General features: G+C 60.4%; 10 protein-coding genes and 2 pseudogenes. 5 read left to right on the forward strand and 7 right to left on the reverse strand.

The window, feature by feature from the left end; all coding sequences use genetic code 11:
- Positions 1 to 23 precede the first annotated feature (23 nt).
- The gene (locus GN234_RS24470; protein WP_176689195.1) at positions 24 to 1,559 is read left to right on the forward strand and encodes a glucosyltransferase domain-containing protein; all 1,536 of its coding nucleotides are present in this window, start codon (positions 24 to 26) and stop codon (positions 1,557 to 1,559) included.
- 15 nt (positions 1,560 to 1,574) lie between these two features.
- Here the strand turns inward: GN234_RS24470 and GN234_RS24475 are convergent, their stop codons facing one another.
- The 7 genes and pseudogenes from GN234_RS24475 to GN234_RS24500 form a co-directional block, all read right to left on the reverse strand.
- A complete protein-coding gene (locus GN234_RS24475) occupies positions 1,575 to 3,194 on the reverse strand; it encodes an FMN-binding glutamate synthase family protein (protein ID WP_176689196.1) in 1,620 nt (539 codons plus the stop codon).
- 260 nt (positions 3,195 to 3,454) lie between these two features.
- A complete protein-coding gene (locus GN234_RS30445) occupies positions 3,455 to 4,126 on the reverse strand; it encodes an ATP-binding protein (protein WP_411828793.1) in 672 nt (223 codons plus the stop codon).
- A gap of 57 nt (positions 4,127 to 4,183) precedes the next feature.
- Positions 4,184 to 4,270: pseudogene (locus tag GN234_RS30450) on the reverse strand (hypothetical protein); the annotation flags it as partial.
- Between the two features lie 590 nt (positions 4,271 to 4,860).
- Positions 4,861 to 6,663: a DAHL domain-containing protein gene (locus tag GN234_RS24485; protein ID WP_176689198.1), complete on the reverse strand. Its 1,803-nt coding sequence runs from the start codon at positions 6,661 to 6,663 to the stop codon at positions 4,861 to 4,863.
- A complete protein-coding gene (locus tag GN234_RS24490) occupies positions 6,660 to 7,619 on the reverse strand; it encodes a cytochrome-c peroxidase (RefSeq protein WP_109753750.1) in 960 nt (319 codons plus the stop codon). The genes GN234_RS24485 and GN234_RS24490 overlap by 4 nt, the downstream gene beginning before the upstream one ends.
- Positions 7,620 to 7,662: 43 nt before the next feature.
- Positions 7,663 to 9,537 carry a two-component system response regulator gene (locus GN234_RS24495; RefSeq protein WP_116833357.1) on the reverse strand — a complete coding sequence of 625 codons (1,875 nt, stop codon included), beginning with the start codon at positions 9,535 to 9,537 and terminating at the stop codon, positions 7,663 to 7,665.
- Positions 9,534 to 11,825 (reverse strand): GGDEF/EAL domain-containing response regulator, encoded by a 2,292-nt coding sequence (locus tag GN234_RS24500; RefSeq protein WP_176689199.1) that lies wholly within the window; start codon positions 11,823 to 11,825, stop codon positions 9,534 to 9,536. Before GN234_RS24500 ends, GN234_RS24495 begins: the two co-directional genes overlap by 4 nt.
- 228 nt (positions 11,826 to 12,053) lie before the next feature.
- Between GN234_RS24500 and GN234_RS24505 the strand changes: the two are divergent.
- The 4 genes and pseudogenes from GN234_RS24505 (at position 12,054) to GN234_RS24520 (ending at position 15,211) form a co-directional block, all read left to right on the forward strand.
- Positions 12,054 to 13,420, forward strand: a pseudogene (locus tag GN234_RS24505) (HD domain-containing phosphohydrolase).
- A gap of 232 nt (positions 13,421 to 13,652) precedes the next feature.
- Positions 13,653 to 14,054, forward strand: coding sequence for an NUDIX hydrolase (locus tag GN234_RS24510; RefSeq protein ID WP_176689631.1), 402 nt, complete (start codon positions 13,653 to 13,655; stop codon positions 14,052 to 14,054).
- A gap of 24 nt (positions 14,055 to 14,078) precedes the next feature.
- Positions 14,079 to 14,717 (forward strand): LysE family translocator, encoded by a 639-nt coding sequence (locus tag GN234_RS24515; RefSeq protein WP_109753755.1) that lies wholly within the window; start codon positions 14,079 to 14,081, stop codon positions 14,715 to 14,717.
- Positions 14,714 to 15,211 (forward strand): GNAT family N-acetyltransferase, encoded by a 498-nt coding sequence (locus GN234_RS24520; protein WP_109753756.1) that lies wholly within the window; start codon positions 14,714 to 14,716, stop codon positions 15,209 to 15,211. The genes GN234_RS24515 and GN234_RS24520 overlap by 4 nt, the downstream gene beginning before the upstream one ends.
- Positions 15,212 to 15,244: the final 33 nt, after the last annotated feature.

Raw genomic sequence — 15,244 nt, forward strand, 5'->3', positions numbered from 1 at the left:
GATTCACCTAAAACGCGAGCTCCATGATGAATTTTCTTTCTACAAAGGTGCTGTCGAAAAGGGACGTACTGCTATTTTTTTTAGCAGCGAATTTCCTTTACATATTCCCTTTAGTGCAGGCTGATTATTTCTATCATGATGACGGCTGGCGTGCGTTGGTAGCGGGAGAGGGTTGGCGTGAGGAAGGGCGGGTTGTTACCGGATTTTTCTACAATGCTCTTTCGTTCGGCACGAAGGCCCCAGATCTATTTCCACTACCGCTATTTATCGCAACCGCGAGTATTGCGTTTGCAATGAGGGCGCTGGCATTTTTCTACTTTGAGCGCCCGGCTTATGTTCACTGCCTCGTAGTCTTGCCCATCTGGTACAACCCGTTTTTTTTGCAGAACCTGTCCTATCGTTACGATGGACCGGCGATGGCACTGGGGCTTGTGGCGATTATTCATGCCGTAATATGGCGGCGAGACAGTACTTGGCAAAGTGTGTGGGTGCCCGCGCTGTTAGTAGCGCTGGCCCTTTCGATTTACCAAGTGCTCATCGGCTTTTACATAGCATTGTGTTGCGTCGAAGTCATACGACGGCTGTGGGAGGAAGAACCCTCGAACCAGATATTTGTCTTTATCGCTCGAAAGTTGTTGGCAGTTTTGATTGGCGTGTTGATCTACTACGCAACGTCTCATCAACTGATGACCGCGTCGCGTCAGAGTTTGCTGCCGTGGGAGCCGAGCAGTCTGCTGGAAGTTCGTGATCGGTGGTTGGTTTTGGTGCAGATGTTGAATGGCTGGATGACGGAGGGTATCCGGCCTTTGGTCTGGGGCGGAACATTATTGGCTCTTGCCGGATATGCATGGGGGGGCGTGAGGCTTTTCAATCGTGCAGAACCGCGCGGGTGGAAAATATCGTCGGCGGTCTCCTACGTGCTGACTGTCCCGGTGCTGTTTATTTGCATCCCGGGTATCACTGTACTTTTCGCCGACTTCATCTACGGCACCAGAACCTTGGTTGCTTTCTCTGCTGTGCTGGTGCTGGTGTTTTTTCTTGGTTTAAAGGTGCTTACGCGTATTTATTCACACTTGGGAGTTATCTTGTTGATTCCCTTGTTGGCGATCTTGTCATTTTCTTTCGGGCATGGGCGGACTCTGTCGCTGCAAAAAGAACAGGAGGCAGCGTTGCTAGCCTCGTTGGTCTATGACATTACCCATTCGCCATTGCGCGATATGCAACGTATTTACATGATCCCGGAGTTTAGGGCCGACTGGCTCCCGGCAGCCAGCGGCATGTTCGCAGCGATGCCGGCCCAACGAGATGTGCTTGGCGTGGGTTATGTGTTGTTACCCGAAGCTTTGCCACGAGCGGGTATTACCAATGTGTATCTGGCCAAGGACCAAGAGGTGATCGACTCGCTTAGGCGCGGGGATTACTCACCCATAATTTCCACGCGGTTCTACGATCTCTTTGTCATTCACGACATCGGTTACATCCTCATTAAAAAGCCAAAGGGTGATCCCGATGTCGTGCCCACGCGGTGTTTGATAACCAATCTTGAGCGCTGCCGTTGAGTCTTGCTGTTCATCTCAAGCCGCAGCAACGTCCTGCGGCTCAAAACTGTCCGCCCGCGCCATCTGCCACATCCGCGAATAAAACGCCCCATTGACCTCACCCGTCAGCAATTCCCCCGGCTTCAGAAACACATGCAACTGAGAAAACAACTTCACCTCGGTGGCCGACATCCGCCGCACCAGATGCTTGGGCTGCAATTGCGACGGATGCTCGAGCCCGGCGGCGGCGAGCATTTCGGCCAGGGCCTTGAGGGTGTTGCGGTGGAAGTTGTAGACCCGCTGGGCCTTGTCCGGGACGACCAGGGCGCGTTGGCGCAGGGTGTCCTGGGTGGCGACGCCGGTTGGGCATTTGTTGGTGTGGCAGCTTTGGGACTGGATGCAGCCGATGGCAAACATGAAGCCGCGCGCGGCGTTGGCCCAGTCGGCGCCGATGGCCAGGACGCTGGCGATGTCGAAGGCGCTGACGATCTTGCCGCTGGCGCCGAGCTTGATCTTGTCCCGCAGGTTCAGGCCCACCAGGGTGTTGTGTACGAACAGCAGGCCTTCGCGCAGCGGCACGCCGATGTGGTCGGTGAACTCCACCGGCGCTGCGCCCGTGCCGCCTTCCTTGCCGTCGACCACGATGAAGTCTGGCAGGATCCCGGTTTCCAGCATGGCCTTGGCGATGCCCATGAATTCCCAGGGGTGGCCCAGGCAGAATTTGAAGCCTACCGGTTTGCCGCCGGACAGCTCACGCAGTTGCTGGACGAACTGCATCAATTCGATCGGCGTGGAAAACGCGCTATGGCGAGACGGTGAAACACAATCCTCGCCCATGAGGATGCCACGGGTCTCGGCGATTTCCCGGGTGACCTTGTGCTTGGGCAGGATGCCGCCGTGGCCGGGTTTGGCGCCCTGGCTCATCTTGATTTCGATCATCCGCACCTGCGGGTTCTGCGCCTGGGCGGCGAAGCGCTCCGGGTCGAAGCGCCCGTCGCTGGTGCGGCAGCCGAAGTAGCCGCTGCCCAGCTCCCAGGTCAGGTCGCCGCCGTGTTCACGGTGGTAGGGGCTGATGCTGCCTTCACCGGTGTCGTGGGCGAAGTTGCCCAGCTTGGCGCCCTGGTTCAGTGCCCGGATCGCGTTGGCGCTCAGGGAGCCGAAGCTCATGGCCGAGATGTTGAATACCGACGCCGAGTACGGCTGGGTGCACTGCGGGCCGCCGACTGTCACGCGAAAACCGCTGGGGTCGCTCAGCGGGGCCGGGCGCATGGAATGGCCGATGAATTCGAAGCCGGTCTGGTAGACGTCGATCAAGGTGCCGAACGGTTTGTCGGCGCTTTCGTTCTTGGCCCGGGAATACACCAGTGAACGCTGGGCCCGGGAGAAGGGCAGGGCGTCGCTGTCGGATTCGAGCAGGTATTGGCGGATCTCCGGGCGGATGCCTTCCACCAGGTAACGGATATTGCCCAGGATCGGATAGTTGCGCCGCACGGCGTGACGGCTTTGCAACAGGTCGAACAACCCCAGCAGGCTCAACAGCCCGGTCACCAGCGTGATCGGCCAGAGCCAGTCGTGTTGCAGGAACGGCAGGCTGGCGAGGGTGAAGATGACACAGCCAGCAAAGAAGGCGTAACGACTCAGCAGAGACAGGCTCATACGGTTTCCTTGGGGGGTGAGCGATGGGCGAGGCGGTGGAGGCATTCTGCGCTGACAGCGAAACGGCGGGCAACAGCAACCTGTGGCGAGGAGACTTACTGTGGCGAGGGGATTTATCCCCGCTGGGCTGCGCAGCAGCCCCCCAAAGGCAATCCCCAATCTACCTGACCCACCGGGTTGTCGGCATTTGGGGCCGCTTCGCAGCCCAGCGGGGATAAATCCCCTCGCCACAAAAGCTACCTTGTATGCAGTGTGGTGGCTCAGCTCGCCTGCTTCATCTGCCGTACCGGCAATTCCACGCGGAAGGTGGTGCCGACGCCGACTTCACTGCGTACCGTGATCTCGCCGTTGTGTTTTTTCACGATGCCGTAGGACAACGACAGCCCCAGCCCTGTGCCCTGGCCGATGGGTTTGGTGGTGAAGAACGGGTCGAAGATTTTCTGCAAGGTTTCGGGGGGGGGGATGCCCGAGCCATTGTCGGCCACCTCGATCCACACGGTGTCACCTTCCACGCCGTTGCGCAGGGTGATGGTGCCGCGTTCGGGGCCGATGGCCTGGGCGGCGTTGACGATCAGGTTCATGATCACCTGGTTGATCTGCGAGGGCAGGCATTCCACTTCCGGCAGCGGCGTGTACTCCTTGACCACGTCGGCCTTGTACTTGATTTCATTGGCGACGATGTTCAACGTCGAATCCATGCCCTGCTGTAAATTGGCCATCTGCCATTCCTGGCTGGAATCGACGCGGGAGAAGTCCTTCAGGTCCTTGACGATCTGCCCGACGCGGCCGATGCCATCCTTGGATTCCTTGATCAGCAAGGGAATGTCCTCGACCAGGAAATCCAGCTCCACCTGTTCGCGCAGCTTTCTCAAGTTCACCACCAGTTCCGGCGAGGCGATGGCTTCCTCGGCACTGCCGTAGGCGCTGAGCATTTCCTGGAGTTTGCCGAAGTAGCCGTCCAAGGCCCCCAGGTTGGAAGAAATGAAGCCGATCGGGTTGTTGATTTCGTGGGCCACCCCGGCCGCCAACTGACCCAGCGAGGCAAGTTTTTCCGACTGCACCAGTTGGGTTTCCAGCATCTTGCGTTCGTCGATTTCCATTTGCAGCAGCTCGCTGGCCTGTTTGAACGCCAGGGTCCGTTGTTCCACCAGGTCTTCGAGCTTGTTCATTTTCAATTGGGCGCGAGAGGTCATTTCCCATTTGGTGGTCAGGGTATTAGCCATCTGCTGGACTTCGATGTTGTCGAAGGGTTTTTTCAGGATCAGCAACCGGTCGTGGCCGTTGAGACGGTCGAGCAGTTCATCCCAGGAATAATCCGAATACGCCGTGCAGACCACCACCTGCAACTGCGGGTCGCGCTTCCAGAGTTCTTCGATGGTCTTGGCGCCATCCCAGCCTTCGGGCATACGCATGTCGACAAACGCCAGGGCATAAGGGCGCTCTTTCGCTGCCGCCTCCAGCAATTTGTTCAGGCCTTCCTGCCCGCCATAGGCCGAGTCGAGTTCGAACACGGTGGCGGCAGGTTTCGGTGCTTCGCCGAACAATGCGCTTTCCATGTCCAGCAAGTCGGCGTTGCTGTCATCCTCCGGGGTGAGGATCTTGCGGAAATCTTCATGAATGGCGGGCGTATCGTCGATCAGCAGGATGCGGCGGTTACTCATGCTATTCATGGCTCACCTTCTGCGAGTTTCAGGGGCACCTGGAGTTGGAACGTTGCCCCCTTTCCAGGCCCCTCACTGTGGGCGGTGAGGTGGCCGTTCATTTCAATGGCCGCCAGTGCGCAGCTGTGCAGGCCAAAACCGTGGCCTTCCTTACGCGTGGTAAAACCGTGGGCGAAGATGCGCGTCATGTTTTCCTCCGGGATACCTTCGCCTTCGTCCTTGACGCTGATTTGCAAGGTCTCGCCATCGATGACGGCGGCCTTCAGGGTCATGTTCCGCGCATGATTGGAAACCCCAGCCATGGCGTATTTGGCATTACTGATCAGGTTGATCAGGATCAACAGCAAGCGGTGTTTGTCGCCCATGATCCGCGGCACCTCGCCGTATTCCTTGATCACCGTAACATGGTGGCGGGTCAGGGCGCCCGAGTTCATGCGCAAGGCATCTTCGAGCAGTTCACTGACCACCAAGGGTTCCAGCAGGCTGTTGGCCCCGGCATAGGATTGCTGGGTGGAGACGATGTCCTTGATGTGGTCCACGCTCTTGCTCAACTGGGCCAGTTCGTCGGTCAGGCCCTGCTGCTCGAGGGCGATAGCCTCGACCAGTTGGTTGAGGTAGCCGGGCAGCAACTTGCCTTTCTCGTCCTGGGTGAGGAAGTGGCCGAGGTCATCGGCGTGTTCGTTGATCAGTTGCATCGCCTTGCCCAGCCCCAAGGCCTTGCTGCTGCGCAGTTTGCGGCTGACCAGGTCGGCGGAGATGTTCACGCTGTTGAGGACGTTGCCGACGTTGTGCAGCACGTTGGTGGCGATTTCCGCCATGCCGGCCTGGCGGGCGGTGTCCATCAATTCGCTCTGGGTGTCCTTGAGCTGGCGGGTGCGTTCTTCGACCCGTTGTTCCAGCTCATCGTTGGCGGTTTGAAGGGCATTGTTGACCCTTTTGATCTCGGCGAAGCTGCGTACCAGGCGGATCGCCAGCCAGATCAGTATCAATACCAGGACCGTGGCGAACACCAGCAGGTAGACGTGGTTACGCTCGTACTTGGCCGCGGCTTTGCTCTGGTCCTTCTCCAGCAGGTCGGTGATGGTGTCCAGGCGACTGGCCACGGGCACCGCTTCGATGCCCTGCAACAGCTCATTGACCCGCGGTTGTTCGCGCAGGATCAGCGCGATGTGCCTGCTCAGGATGTCAACGGGGCCTTGCAGCCCCTGCGGCATGCGTTCCTTGTTGACGTCCAGCCTGTTCAGGCCCAGCAGCACCTCGGCAGCCACCTCCGGGGTGCTGAGCTGGGCGAATTCCATGCTGCTGAGCAACAGGTCGTAGGTGTCGATGGCGACGCTTTGCAGCTGCAGCCGCTCGGTGTCGTTCAGCCGGGCGAATTGCGCCTGGATGTCGTCCTCTGCCGTGGGCAGGAAGGCCATGGAGTTGCGCAGCACCGCGTTGTGGGATTTGAACTGCTCCACCAGTCGGGTTTTTTCCTTGACCGCCTTGAGGTACTCGTCACGTTGGGCTTCCCATAGGGACGACTTGTGGCGCCCGGGCTCCGATTCGATGGCGTCGAGACGATGCCACAGGCGTGTCATTTCATGCAGGGGCGAAACCAGGGGGTCGTAGTTGTGGGTCAGGGCGATCCGCGACTTGAGCACCTCGTTGTCCCAGATGGCGTCTTGCTGCTTGAGCTGGCGGATCAGGTCCCGGGACTCAATGTACGAGGCGGCTTGCTGGGCCCCCGAATTGATGTACATGAACAGCAGGACTGAAGCCAGCAACAGGCCGATGAACGCAAGACCGAGGCGACGGAGAGTTGTCATAGAGGCTTGCCCCCCGATTCACCGGTCAGCGTCTTGAGAAACTCGACGATCAGGGTCGTATCGTTCTTGAGCGGCTCACGCCCCAGTTGGTACTTGAACATCACCTCCACCGCATGTTCCAGGGTCGGCGCCGACGCATCGTGGAAATACGGCGCGGTGACGGCCACGTTGCGCAGGCTGGGCACCTTGAAAACCTGGCGGTCCGCTTCATCGCCAGTGATGTTGAAGCGTCCTTCGTCGGCTCGGGTGGGGTTGCCCCGGTCCTTGATGTAGTCGCCCATGACCCCGAACTTCTGGAACATGTTGCCGCCGATGTTCACGCCTTGATGGCAAGCGATACAGCCGTACTCCTTGAAACGCTGGTAACCGAACTTCTCCCGGGGCGTGAGGATGTCGGTATTGCCCAGCAGGTATTGGTCGAAGCGCGAATTGGGCGTCTGCAAGGTGCGCTCGTAATCCGCCAGCGCGCCTTGGATATTGGGTTTGGTCACGCCGTCGGGGTAAGCGTCCTTGAAGTCCTTGGCATAGCCTGGGTCATCGGCGATGCGCTTGACGACGGATTCCCAGGTGCTGCCCATTTCCACCGGGCTGGTCACGACCGCATGGACCTGTTCTTCCAAGGTGTCGACGCGGCCATCCCAGAACTGGTGGAAGTTCAGGCCGGCATTGAACACGGTGGGCGTATTGACTTCCACGGGCTTGCCGTCGAAGCCCAGGGAAAACGGTTTGTCGTCGGCGCCACCCTTGTCCAGGCGATGGCAACTGGCGCAGGACAGGGTGTTGTTCACCGACAGCCGTGGGTCGTTGAACAGCCGCAGCCCCAACTGGACGCGCTTGGGGTCCAGGGTCGGAATCGGGGGCAGGGGCTTGAGGGGTTCGTCCAGTGGTTCGGCGTGAGCGGTCACGCTTGATCCCACGAGCAGGCCGAGAGCCAGAATCAGTCCATGTGACGCCATGGGGATGCTTTCCTTGAAACTTTGGTTGATGACACTCAGGTGTTCACGAAAACGGGTTCTGGCGTTTTTCCCACTCGATCATCCAGTCGGCGAAGGCCTGCGGTTCCACGGCCTTGCTGAAGTAATAACCCTGGACCTCCTCGCATTGGTGTTTCTTGAGAAACTCCAATTGCTCGAGGGTCTCCACACCTTCGGCAATGATGTGCAGGTTCAGGCTCTTGCCCAGGCTGATGATGGTGCTCACCAGCTTGGCGTCGTTGCTGTCGATGCTCAGGTCACCGACGAACGACTGGTCGATCTTCAACACATCCACCGGAAATTTCTGCAGGTAGCTCAGGCTCGAATAGCCGGTGCCGAAGTCGTCGATGGCCAGGCGTATCCCCAGTTGCTTGATGGCCTTGAGGATGGCGACCGTGGTATCGACGTTCTGCATCAGTACGCTTTCAGTGATCTCCAGTTCTAACTGTGTCGGGTCCAGGCCGGTTTCCTTGAGGGTGCGGGCAATGCCGTCGACGAAGCCGCGCTGGCGAAAATCGATGGCCGAGATGTTCACCGACAAGTACAGCGGCCGCATTCCCTGGGCTTGCCAACGGCAGGCCTGTTGGCAGGCTTCCTGAAGCACCCATTGGCTCAGCGGAACGATCAGGCCACTGTCCTCGGCGACCGGAATGAAATCCGACGGATAGACCAGGCCATGATCCGGCCTGTTCCAGCGTACCAGCGCCTCGACCCCCACCACCTTGCCGCTCTTGAGGTCGAGCTTGGGTTGGTAATGCAACACGAATTCCTTGCGTTGCAGGCCCAGGCGCAGGCCGGATTCGATGGTCTGCTGCTGCCGCGCCCGGCGGTTCATGTCTTCGGTGAAGAAACGGTAGTCGTTGGGCCCGGTTTCCTTGACGTTGCGCATCGCCGTCTCGGCTTTCTTGATCAGCGCCACGGCGTCGAAACCGTCGGTTGGGTACACGCTGATGCCCAGGCTGGCGGTGACGCTCAGGTCATGGCCGTCAATGGGCTGCGGGGTGCTGATGGCCGCCAGCAGTTTTTCGGCCACGCCTTTGGTTTGCTGCGCGTCGACGATGTCCCCCGCGATTACCACGAATTCATCCGAGCCGTAGCGGAACACCGAATCGGATTCACGCACCACGGTTGCCAGCCCCCGGGCCACCCGCTTGAGCATTTCGTCGCCCACCGGATGTCCCAGCGCATTATTGACGCGCTTGAAACGGTCCAGGCCGATGAACATCACCGCCAGTTGCCGGTCATGTCTGCGACACTGCGCCATTGCCTGGGTCAGGCGATCGCCGAGCAACATGCTGTTGGGCAGCTCGGTGAGCACGTCGTACTGCAACAAGTGAGACACCTTGAGCAGTTCCTGGACCCGCTCTTCAATCGTGCGCTCCAGGCTGCGCATTTTCCTCGCGGCATCCTGGGCCAGTTGCCATTTCCAGGTCATGGCGCTGGCCATCTGACGGATTTCCAGGGTGTCGAAGGGTTTCTTGAGGATCAGCAGTTGGTCGTCGAACTCGATCCGTTCGGACATGGTTTCCCAGGAATAATCCGAGAACGCCGTGCACAGGGCGATTTGCAGGCGCGGGTCGGCTTTCCACAGTTGCTCGATGGTTTGCAGGCCGTCCCAGCCCGGGGGCATGCGCATGTCGGCGAACACCAGCGCATAGGGCTGGCCTTCGGCCTGGGCGCGCTTGACCAGTTCCAGCGCTTCTTCACCCTGATAGGCCGAGTCGATCTGGAATTGCAGCCGGTTGACCTGCGGGGTGCCGAACAGCAGGCTCTCGGTGTCGTCCAGTGAGTCATCGCTGCCGGCGCTGGGGCTGAGGATCTTGCGAAAGTCCTGATGGATTGCCGGCGTATCGTCCACCACCAGGATCCGCCGGTTGGCAGGGACCGACATGGGGTTCATGGATTGCTCTCCGATAGCTGGCTCGCAGGTCGAGTCCAGTGGTCCGTCGCCGGAACGATGGTGCCGGCCTTGAGCAGTTCGGCGGCCTGGCCGCTGTCGACCACGGTACTGAAGTAATGCCCCTGGGCCTGCATCGCTCCGCCACTGGACATCAGCGTAGTGCGCTGCTCCTGGGTCTCGACGCCCTCGGCGATGATTCCGATGCCCACGTCCCGGGCGAAGTTGATGATCGCCCGCAGCGTCGTGGCGTTCTCGGGGTCGGCGTTGGCGCTGTCGAGGAAACGCTGGGCGAGCTTGAGGTGGTTGACCCGGTAGGTCTTGAGGTAATCGAACGAGGAGTACTCGGTGCCGAAGTCATCGATGGCGATCTGCACGCCCAATTCGCAGAGGCGTGGCAAGACGTCGTTGTGGGTCCACTTGGTCTGGGCGAGGGTGGCTTCGGTGACGTCGAAGCGCAGGTCCCAGGGCGCCAGTTCCCAGCGCGCGGTGGTGCGCAGCACATCGTAGATCAGTTCCGGGCCGGTCTTGAGTTGGGTCAGGGACAGGTCGATGGCGATCACCGGGGGCGCCATGCCCTGGTCGCGCCACTGGCGCATCTGTTGGCAGGCCTGGTCCAGCACCCAATGCCCCAGGCCAATGATGATCCCGGTCTTCTCGGCGGCCGGCATGAAGGCCGCGGGCTCCAGCCAGCCACGTTCGGGGTGGTTCCAGCGCACTTGCACGCCCATGCCGAGGATCTTGCCGGTGCCAAGGTCGACTTCCGGCAGGTAGTGCAGTTGCAGCTCATTGTTTTCGACCGCTTGGCGCAGGTCATTGGCGAGGGCGACCCGGTCGGTAACCTCCTGATTGATCTCCTCGTTATGGAAATGGTACTGGTTGCGGCCCTTTTCCTTGGAACGGTACAGAGCCATGTCGGACTGCGCCATCAGGCTGTCGGCACTCAGGCTCTGCGGGGTGTACAGGGCGATGCCAATGCTCACCGAGATCCGCACGTCGTTGCCGTCCAGGGAATACGGCGCCACGAGGGCATCGCGGATCTTGGCCGCCAGCGCGGCGCAGTGGGTCGCTTCATGGACGTCCAGTTGCAGCAGGGCGAATTCATCGCCGCCCAGGCGCGCCACCACGTCGTTTTCCCGGGTACAGGCCTTGATCCGGGCGGCGACCTCCTGCAACAGCAGGTCACCGATGGGGTGGCCCAAGGTATCGTTGATCCGTTTGAAGTGGTCCAGGTCCAGGTAGAACATGGCAAACGGCGCCGCTCCCCGACGAGCGGCGGCGAAGGCCTGGTGCAGGCGCTCGATCACCGTGGCACGGTTGGCCAGCCCGGTCAGGCCGTCGGTGCGGGCCAGCAGGGCGATCTTCTCTTCGGCCAGCTTGCGCTCGGTGATGTCGAGGATGATGCCTTCCACTTCCAGCAACAGGCCCTGATCGTTGCGCACCGGTATGTAGCGGTTCTCCACCCAGCGGAACGTGTCGTCGCCGGTGCGCATGCGAAACTCGATGGAAGCCCCCGCGGTGTCGCGGTCCAGGACGCGGACCATGGCCTCATGGACTTTGTCCTGGTCGTCGGGGTGGATCAGGGTTTGCGCCCAATCCGGCGCGTTGGTCAGTTGCGCCGCGGAATGACCGAACTTGGTGATGTTGTGGGAGATGTACATCAATGGAAACGGTGGCTCGCCCCGCAGGCGATAGAGAATGGTCGGGCTGTTTTGCACGATGATGTTGGCGTCGGCCAGTTCCCGGGTGCGCTCCTCGACCGCGCGCTCGAGCATGTCCATTTTCAGCGCCGCGTCCTCGGTCATCTGCCATTTGACGGTCAAGGTACTGGCCATCTGGCGGATCTCGATGGCGTCGAAGGGCTTTTTCAGGATGAGCAAGCGGTCGCCCAGGTCCAGGCGATCGGCGATGTCTTCCCAGGAATAATCCGAGTAAGCCGTGCACAGGGCCACTTGCAGCTTGGGGTCGGCGCGCCACAGCCGTTCGATGGTTTCCAGGCCGTCCCAGCCCGGCGGCATGCGCATGTCGATGAACGCCATGGCGAAGGGCTGCCCCTGGGCCAGTGCCGTTTCGACCTTGTTCAAGGCTTCCATGCCCTGGAACGCCGATTCGAGCACGAAACTGGTGCTGGCGACGGCCACCGGCGCGCCGAACAGGGCCTCTTCAGCGCTGCTCAGGTTGTCTTCGGCGTTCATCTGGGGGCTGAGGATCTTGCGAAAATCCTCATGGATGGTCGGGGTGTCATCGACGATCAGGATCCGCCGATTGGTTTTATCCAACGGCAGGCTCATGGCCGTGCACCGTCTTGATGCGGACTATAGAACCCTGGAAACATCTGATATCCCTTTCGCTGGCATGAGTATTCGGCCTGTACATGGCCCTTCATGGGGTACAGCATAGCTGTCTGATCGGGATGCGCTCGTGCACTGATGGCAAATGTGTCTAAATTTTCGCAATCTACTAGCCTGTATTTTGGGGCTAAGGTAGAACGGTTGTCGTGAATTAGGAGGGGGTTTCAAATGGAAGATCAATCGCCGGACGTTCCGGTAAAGAAGCCGACGGTGCTGCTGGTCGATGACGAAGAGTCGATTCTCAATAGCCTGCGTCGGCTATTGCGCAGTCAGCCATACGAAATCCTGCTGGCCGACAGTGGTGCCAAGGCCCTGGAAATCCTCGAGGAACGGCCGGTCGACCTGGTGATGACCGACGCGCGTATGCCGAACATGGATGGCGCCACGCTGCTGGCCGAGATCCGCAAGTTGTATCCATCGACCTTGCGCATCCTGCTCACCGGTTATGCCGATGTGGACATGATGACCAAGGCCATCAACGAGGGGCAGCTTTATCGCTACCTCAGCAAGCCCTGGAACGATGAGGAATTGGTGCAGGCCCTGCGCCAGGCCCTGGCTCACCAGCATTCCGAAAGCGAGCGCCAGCGCCTCGAAGCGCTGAATCGCGAGCAGAACCAGCAACTCAAGACCCTTAACGCCACCCTGGAAAAACGCGTGGCGTCGCGCACCTCCGAGTTGCAGCAGACCGCCGACATGCTCGACCTGGCCTATGACGAGCTCAAGCGCAGTTATGTGACCAGCACCGAGGTGTTTTCGCTGATCGCCAACCTGCGCCTGCCCAAGGCCAAGCAGACCAACCGGCAGATCATCGAGTTGATCAGGGTCTACAGCCGGCTGCATTTCCTCGATGAGTCCACCGACCGCGACCTGACCATGGCCGCGGCGCTCTACAACATCGGCAAGCTGAGCTGGACCGACAACATGATGGTCACGCCCGCCGACATGCTGCACCACACTGAGCTCGAGCTGTACCGCGCCTATCCGAAGCAGAGCGAATCGCTGCTGATGACCCTGGACCCTATGAAGGACGCAGCGCGGATCATTCGCCACCACCAGGAGCGTTGGGACGGCAGCGGTTTCCCCGAGCACCTAAAGGGCGATGCCATTCCGTTCGGTTCGCGGCTGTTGAAACTGGCGGTGGACTTCATCGAGCTGCAACGTGGCTTGATACTCGAACGGCAGATGAACAGTGACGAAGCGCTGGTCTACATCCGCAAATACGCCGGCAAGCTATACGACCCGGACATGATCGAGGACTTCATCAAGGCCTGTGGCGAATACCTGGAAGACGTGACCTTGTCGGACCCGACGGTGAAGGTCATGAATACCCGGGAACTGGCGGCGGGCATGATCCTGGCGCGTAACCTCAACGCCGACAACGGCATGCTGTTGCTCAACGCCGGCAAGGTCCTGAGCGCTCCACTGGTGGAAAAACTCATCGCCTTCGAAGCGATGGAGGGGGGGCCCGGTACAGCGTGTTCGTCAAAATCCCCGAGGAGGCCGACCCTTCGGTGCCGAAGCCGATTTTGGGGTGACAGACCTCTAGCGGTCACTGCGATTCCTTGTGGGAGCGAGCCTGCTCGCGATGGCGGCGTATCAGTTTAAAAAGAAATCGACTGACACTCCGTCATCGCGAGCAGGCTCGCTCCCACAGGGGGCTGTGCGTGTGCCGAAACGGGTGCCAGGCTTTTCTCCCTCCGTCCTGGTCTGTAATCTCCCCGGCATTTCCCCGCCCAAGGCTTTGATCTCCCATGACCACTCCCCCTCATCCGTATCGCCGCCGCCCTGCTGCTCGGGTCGGACGGGCGAACCCTGCTGGTGCGCAAGCGCGGCACCCAGGCCTTCATGCAGCCGGGCGGCAAGATCGAGGCCCATGAGCAGCCGGTGCAGGCGCTGGCCCGTGAATTGGAAGAGGAGCTTGGCTTACAGATCGACCCGGCACAGGCCCGGCACCTGGGCGTGTTCAGCGCTCCGGCGGCCAACGAACCGGGGTTCGTCGTGCAGGCCGAGGTGTTTTTGCTACGCATCGACGCGCCGGTTTCGCCGGCTGCCGAGATTGAAGAGATTTGCTGGATCGACCCGGCCGGTGACAATGATCTTGTGCTGGCACCGTTGACAGGCGAGGTGATCCTGCCGTTTTATCGAGCGACACATCTCGCCACCTGCTGATTCACGCCTCAAGGACTGATGCTCATGATTCCACTGCCGGACCTGTTGATTTTCGCCGCCGCCGCGTTGCTGATGGTACTGACGCCTGGCCCAAACATGATTTACCTGATCTCCCGTTCGATCTGCCAGGGCCGCAAGGCCGGCGTCACCTCCCTGCTGGGAGTGGTGGCGGGGTTCTTCGTGCACATGTTCGCCGCCGCCGCCGGGTTGACGGCGGTGTTCCTGGCGGTGCCCGTGGCCTATGAGTTGTTGAAATGGGCCGGTGCGCTGTACCTGTTGTGGCTGGCCTGGCAGGCCGTGAAGCCCGGCGCGCGTTCGCCCTTCGAGGCCCAGCAATTGCCTGCGGACTCGACGCGCAAGTTGATCACCATGGGGTTTCTCACCAGCGCGCTGAATCCCAAGATCGCGGTGTTCTATCTGTCGGTGTTCCCGCAGTTCATCAGCCCGGAACACGGTTCACTGTTCACCCAGAGCATTGTCCTGGGGCTGACCCAGATCAGCGTCAGTTTCAGCGTCAACCTGTTGATTGCCCTGTTCGCTGCCGGCATTGCCTCGTGGTTCGTCCACAACCCGACCTGGCTGGCGGCGCAGCGTTACTTCATGGGGTTTGTGCTCGGTGCGCTGGCGTTGCGCCTGATGTTTGAGCAACGGCGTTCGGCGTGAGCATCCGACGGTTGCGGGCCGGCGATGCCCAGGTGTATCGCCAACTGATGCTCCAGGCGTACGCCCTGCATCCGCAGGCCTTCACCTCCAGCGTCAACGAGCGGGCGAAGTTGCCCATCAACTGGTGGGAATCGCGCCTGGGCAGCCGGTTCGATGTGCTGCTGGGGGCGTTTGTCGAGCAAGCGTTGGTCGGCATCGTCGGCCTGGCCCTGGAGCCCCGGGAAAAAGCCCGGCACAAGGCGTTGCTGTTCGGCATGTACGTCGCCGATGAGCATCGCCATCGCGGGCTCGGCTACCAACTGGTGCAGGCCGCCCTCGACGAAGCCCGGCGCTATCCCTTTCTGCGCCTGGTGCAACTGACCGTCACCGCCGGCAACGACCCGGCGGTCAAGCTCTACCAGCGCTGCGGCTTCGTCCTGTACGGCCTCGAGCCAATGGCGATCCGCGTGGACGACCAATACCTGGACAAAATCCACATGTGGCTCGAACTCTAATCCCTGTGACCATGACCGTTGCGCTTTTGTGGC

It is taken from the genome of Pseudomonas bijieensis, from assembly GCF_013347965.1.
GTDB classification, from domain to species: domain Bacteria; phylum Pseudomonadota; class Gammaproteobacteria; order Pseudomonadales; family Pseudomonadaceae; genus Aquipseudomonas; species Aquipseudomonas bijieensis.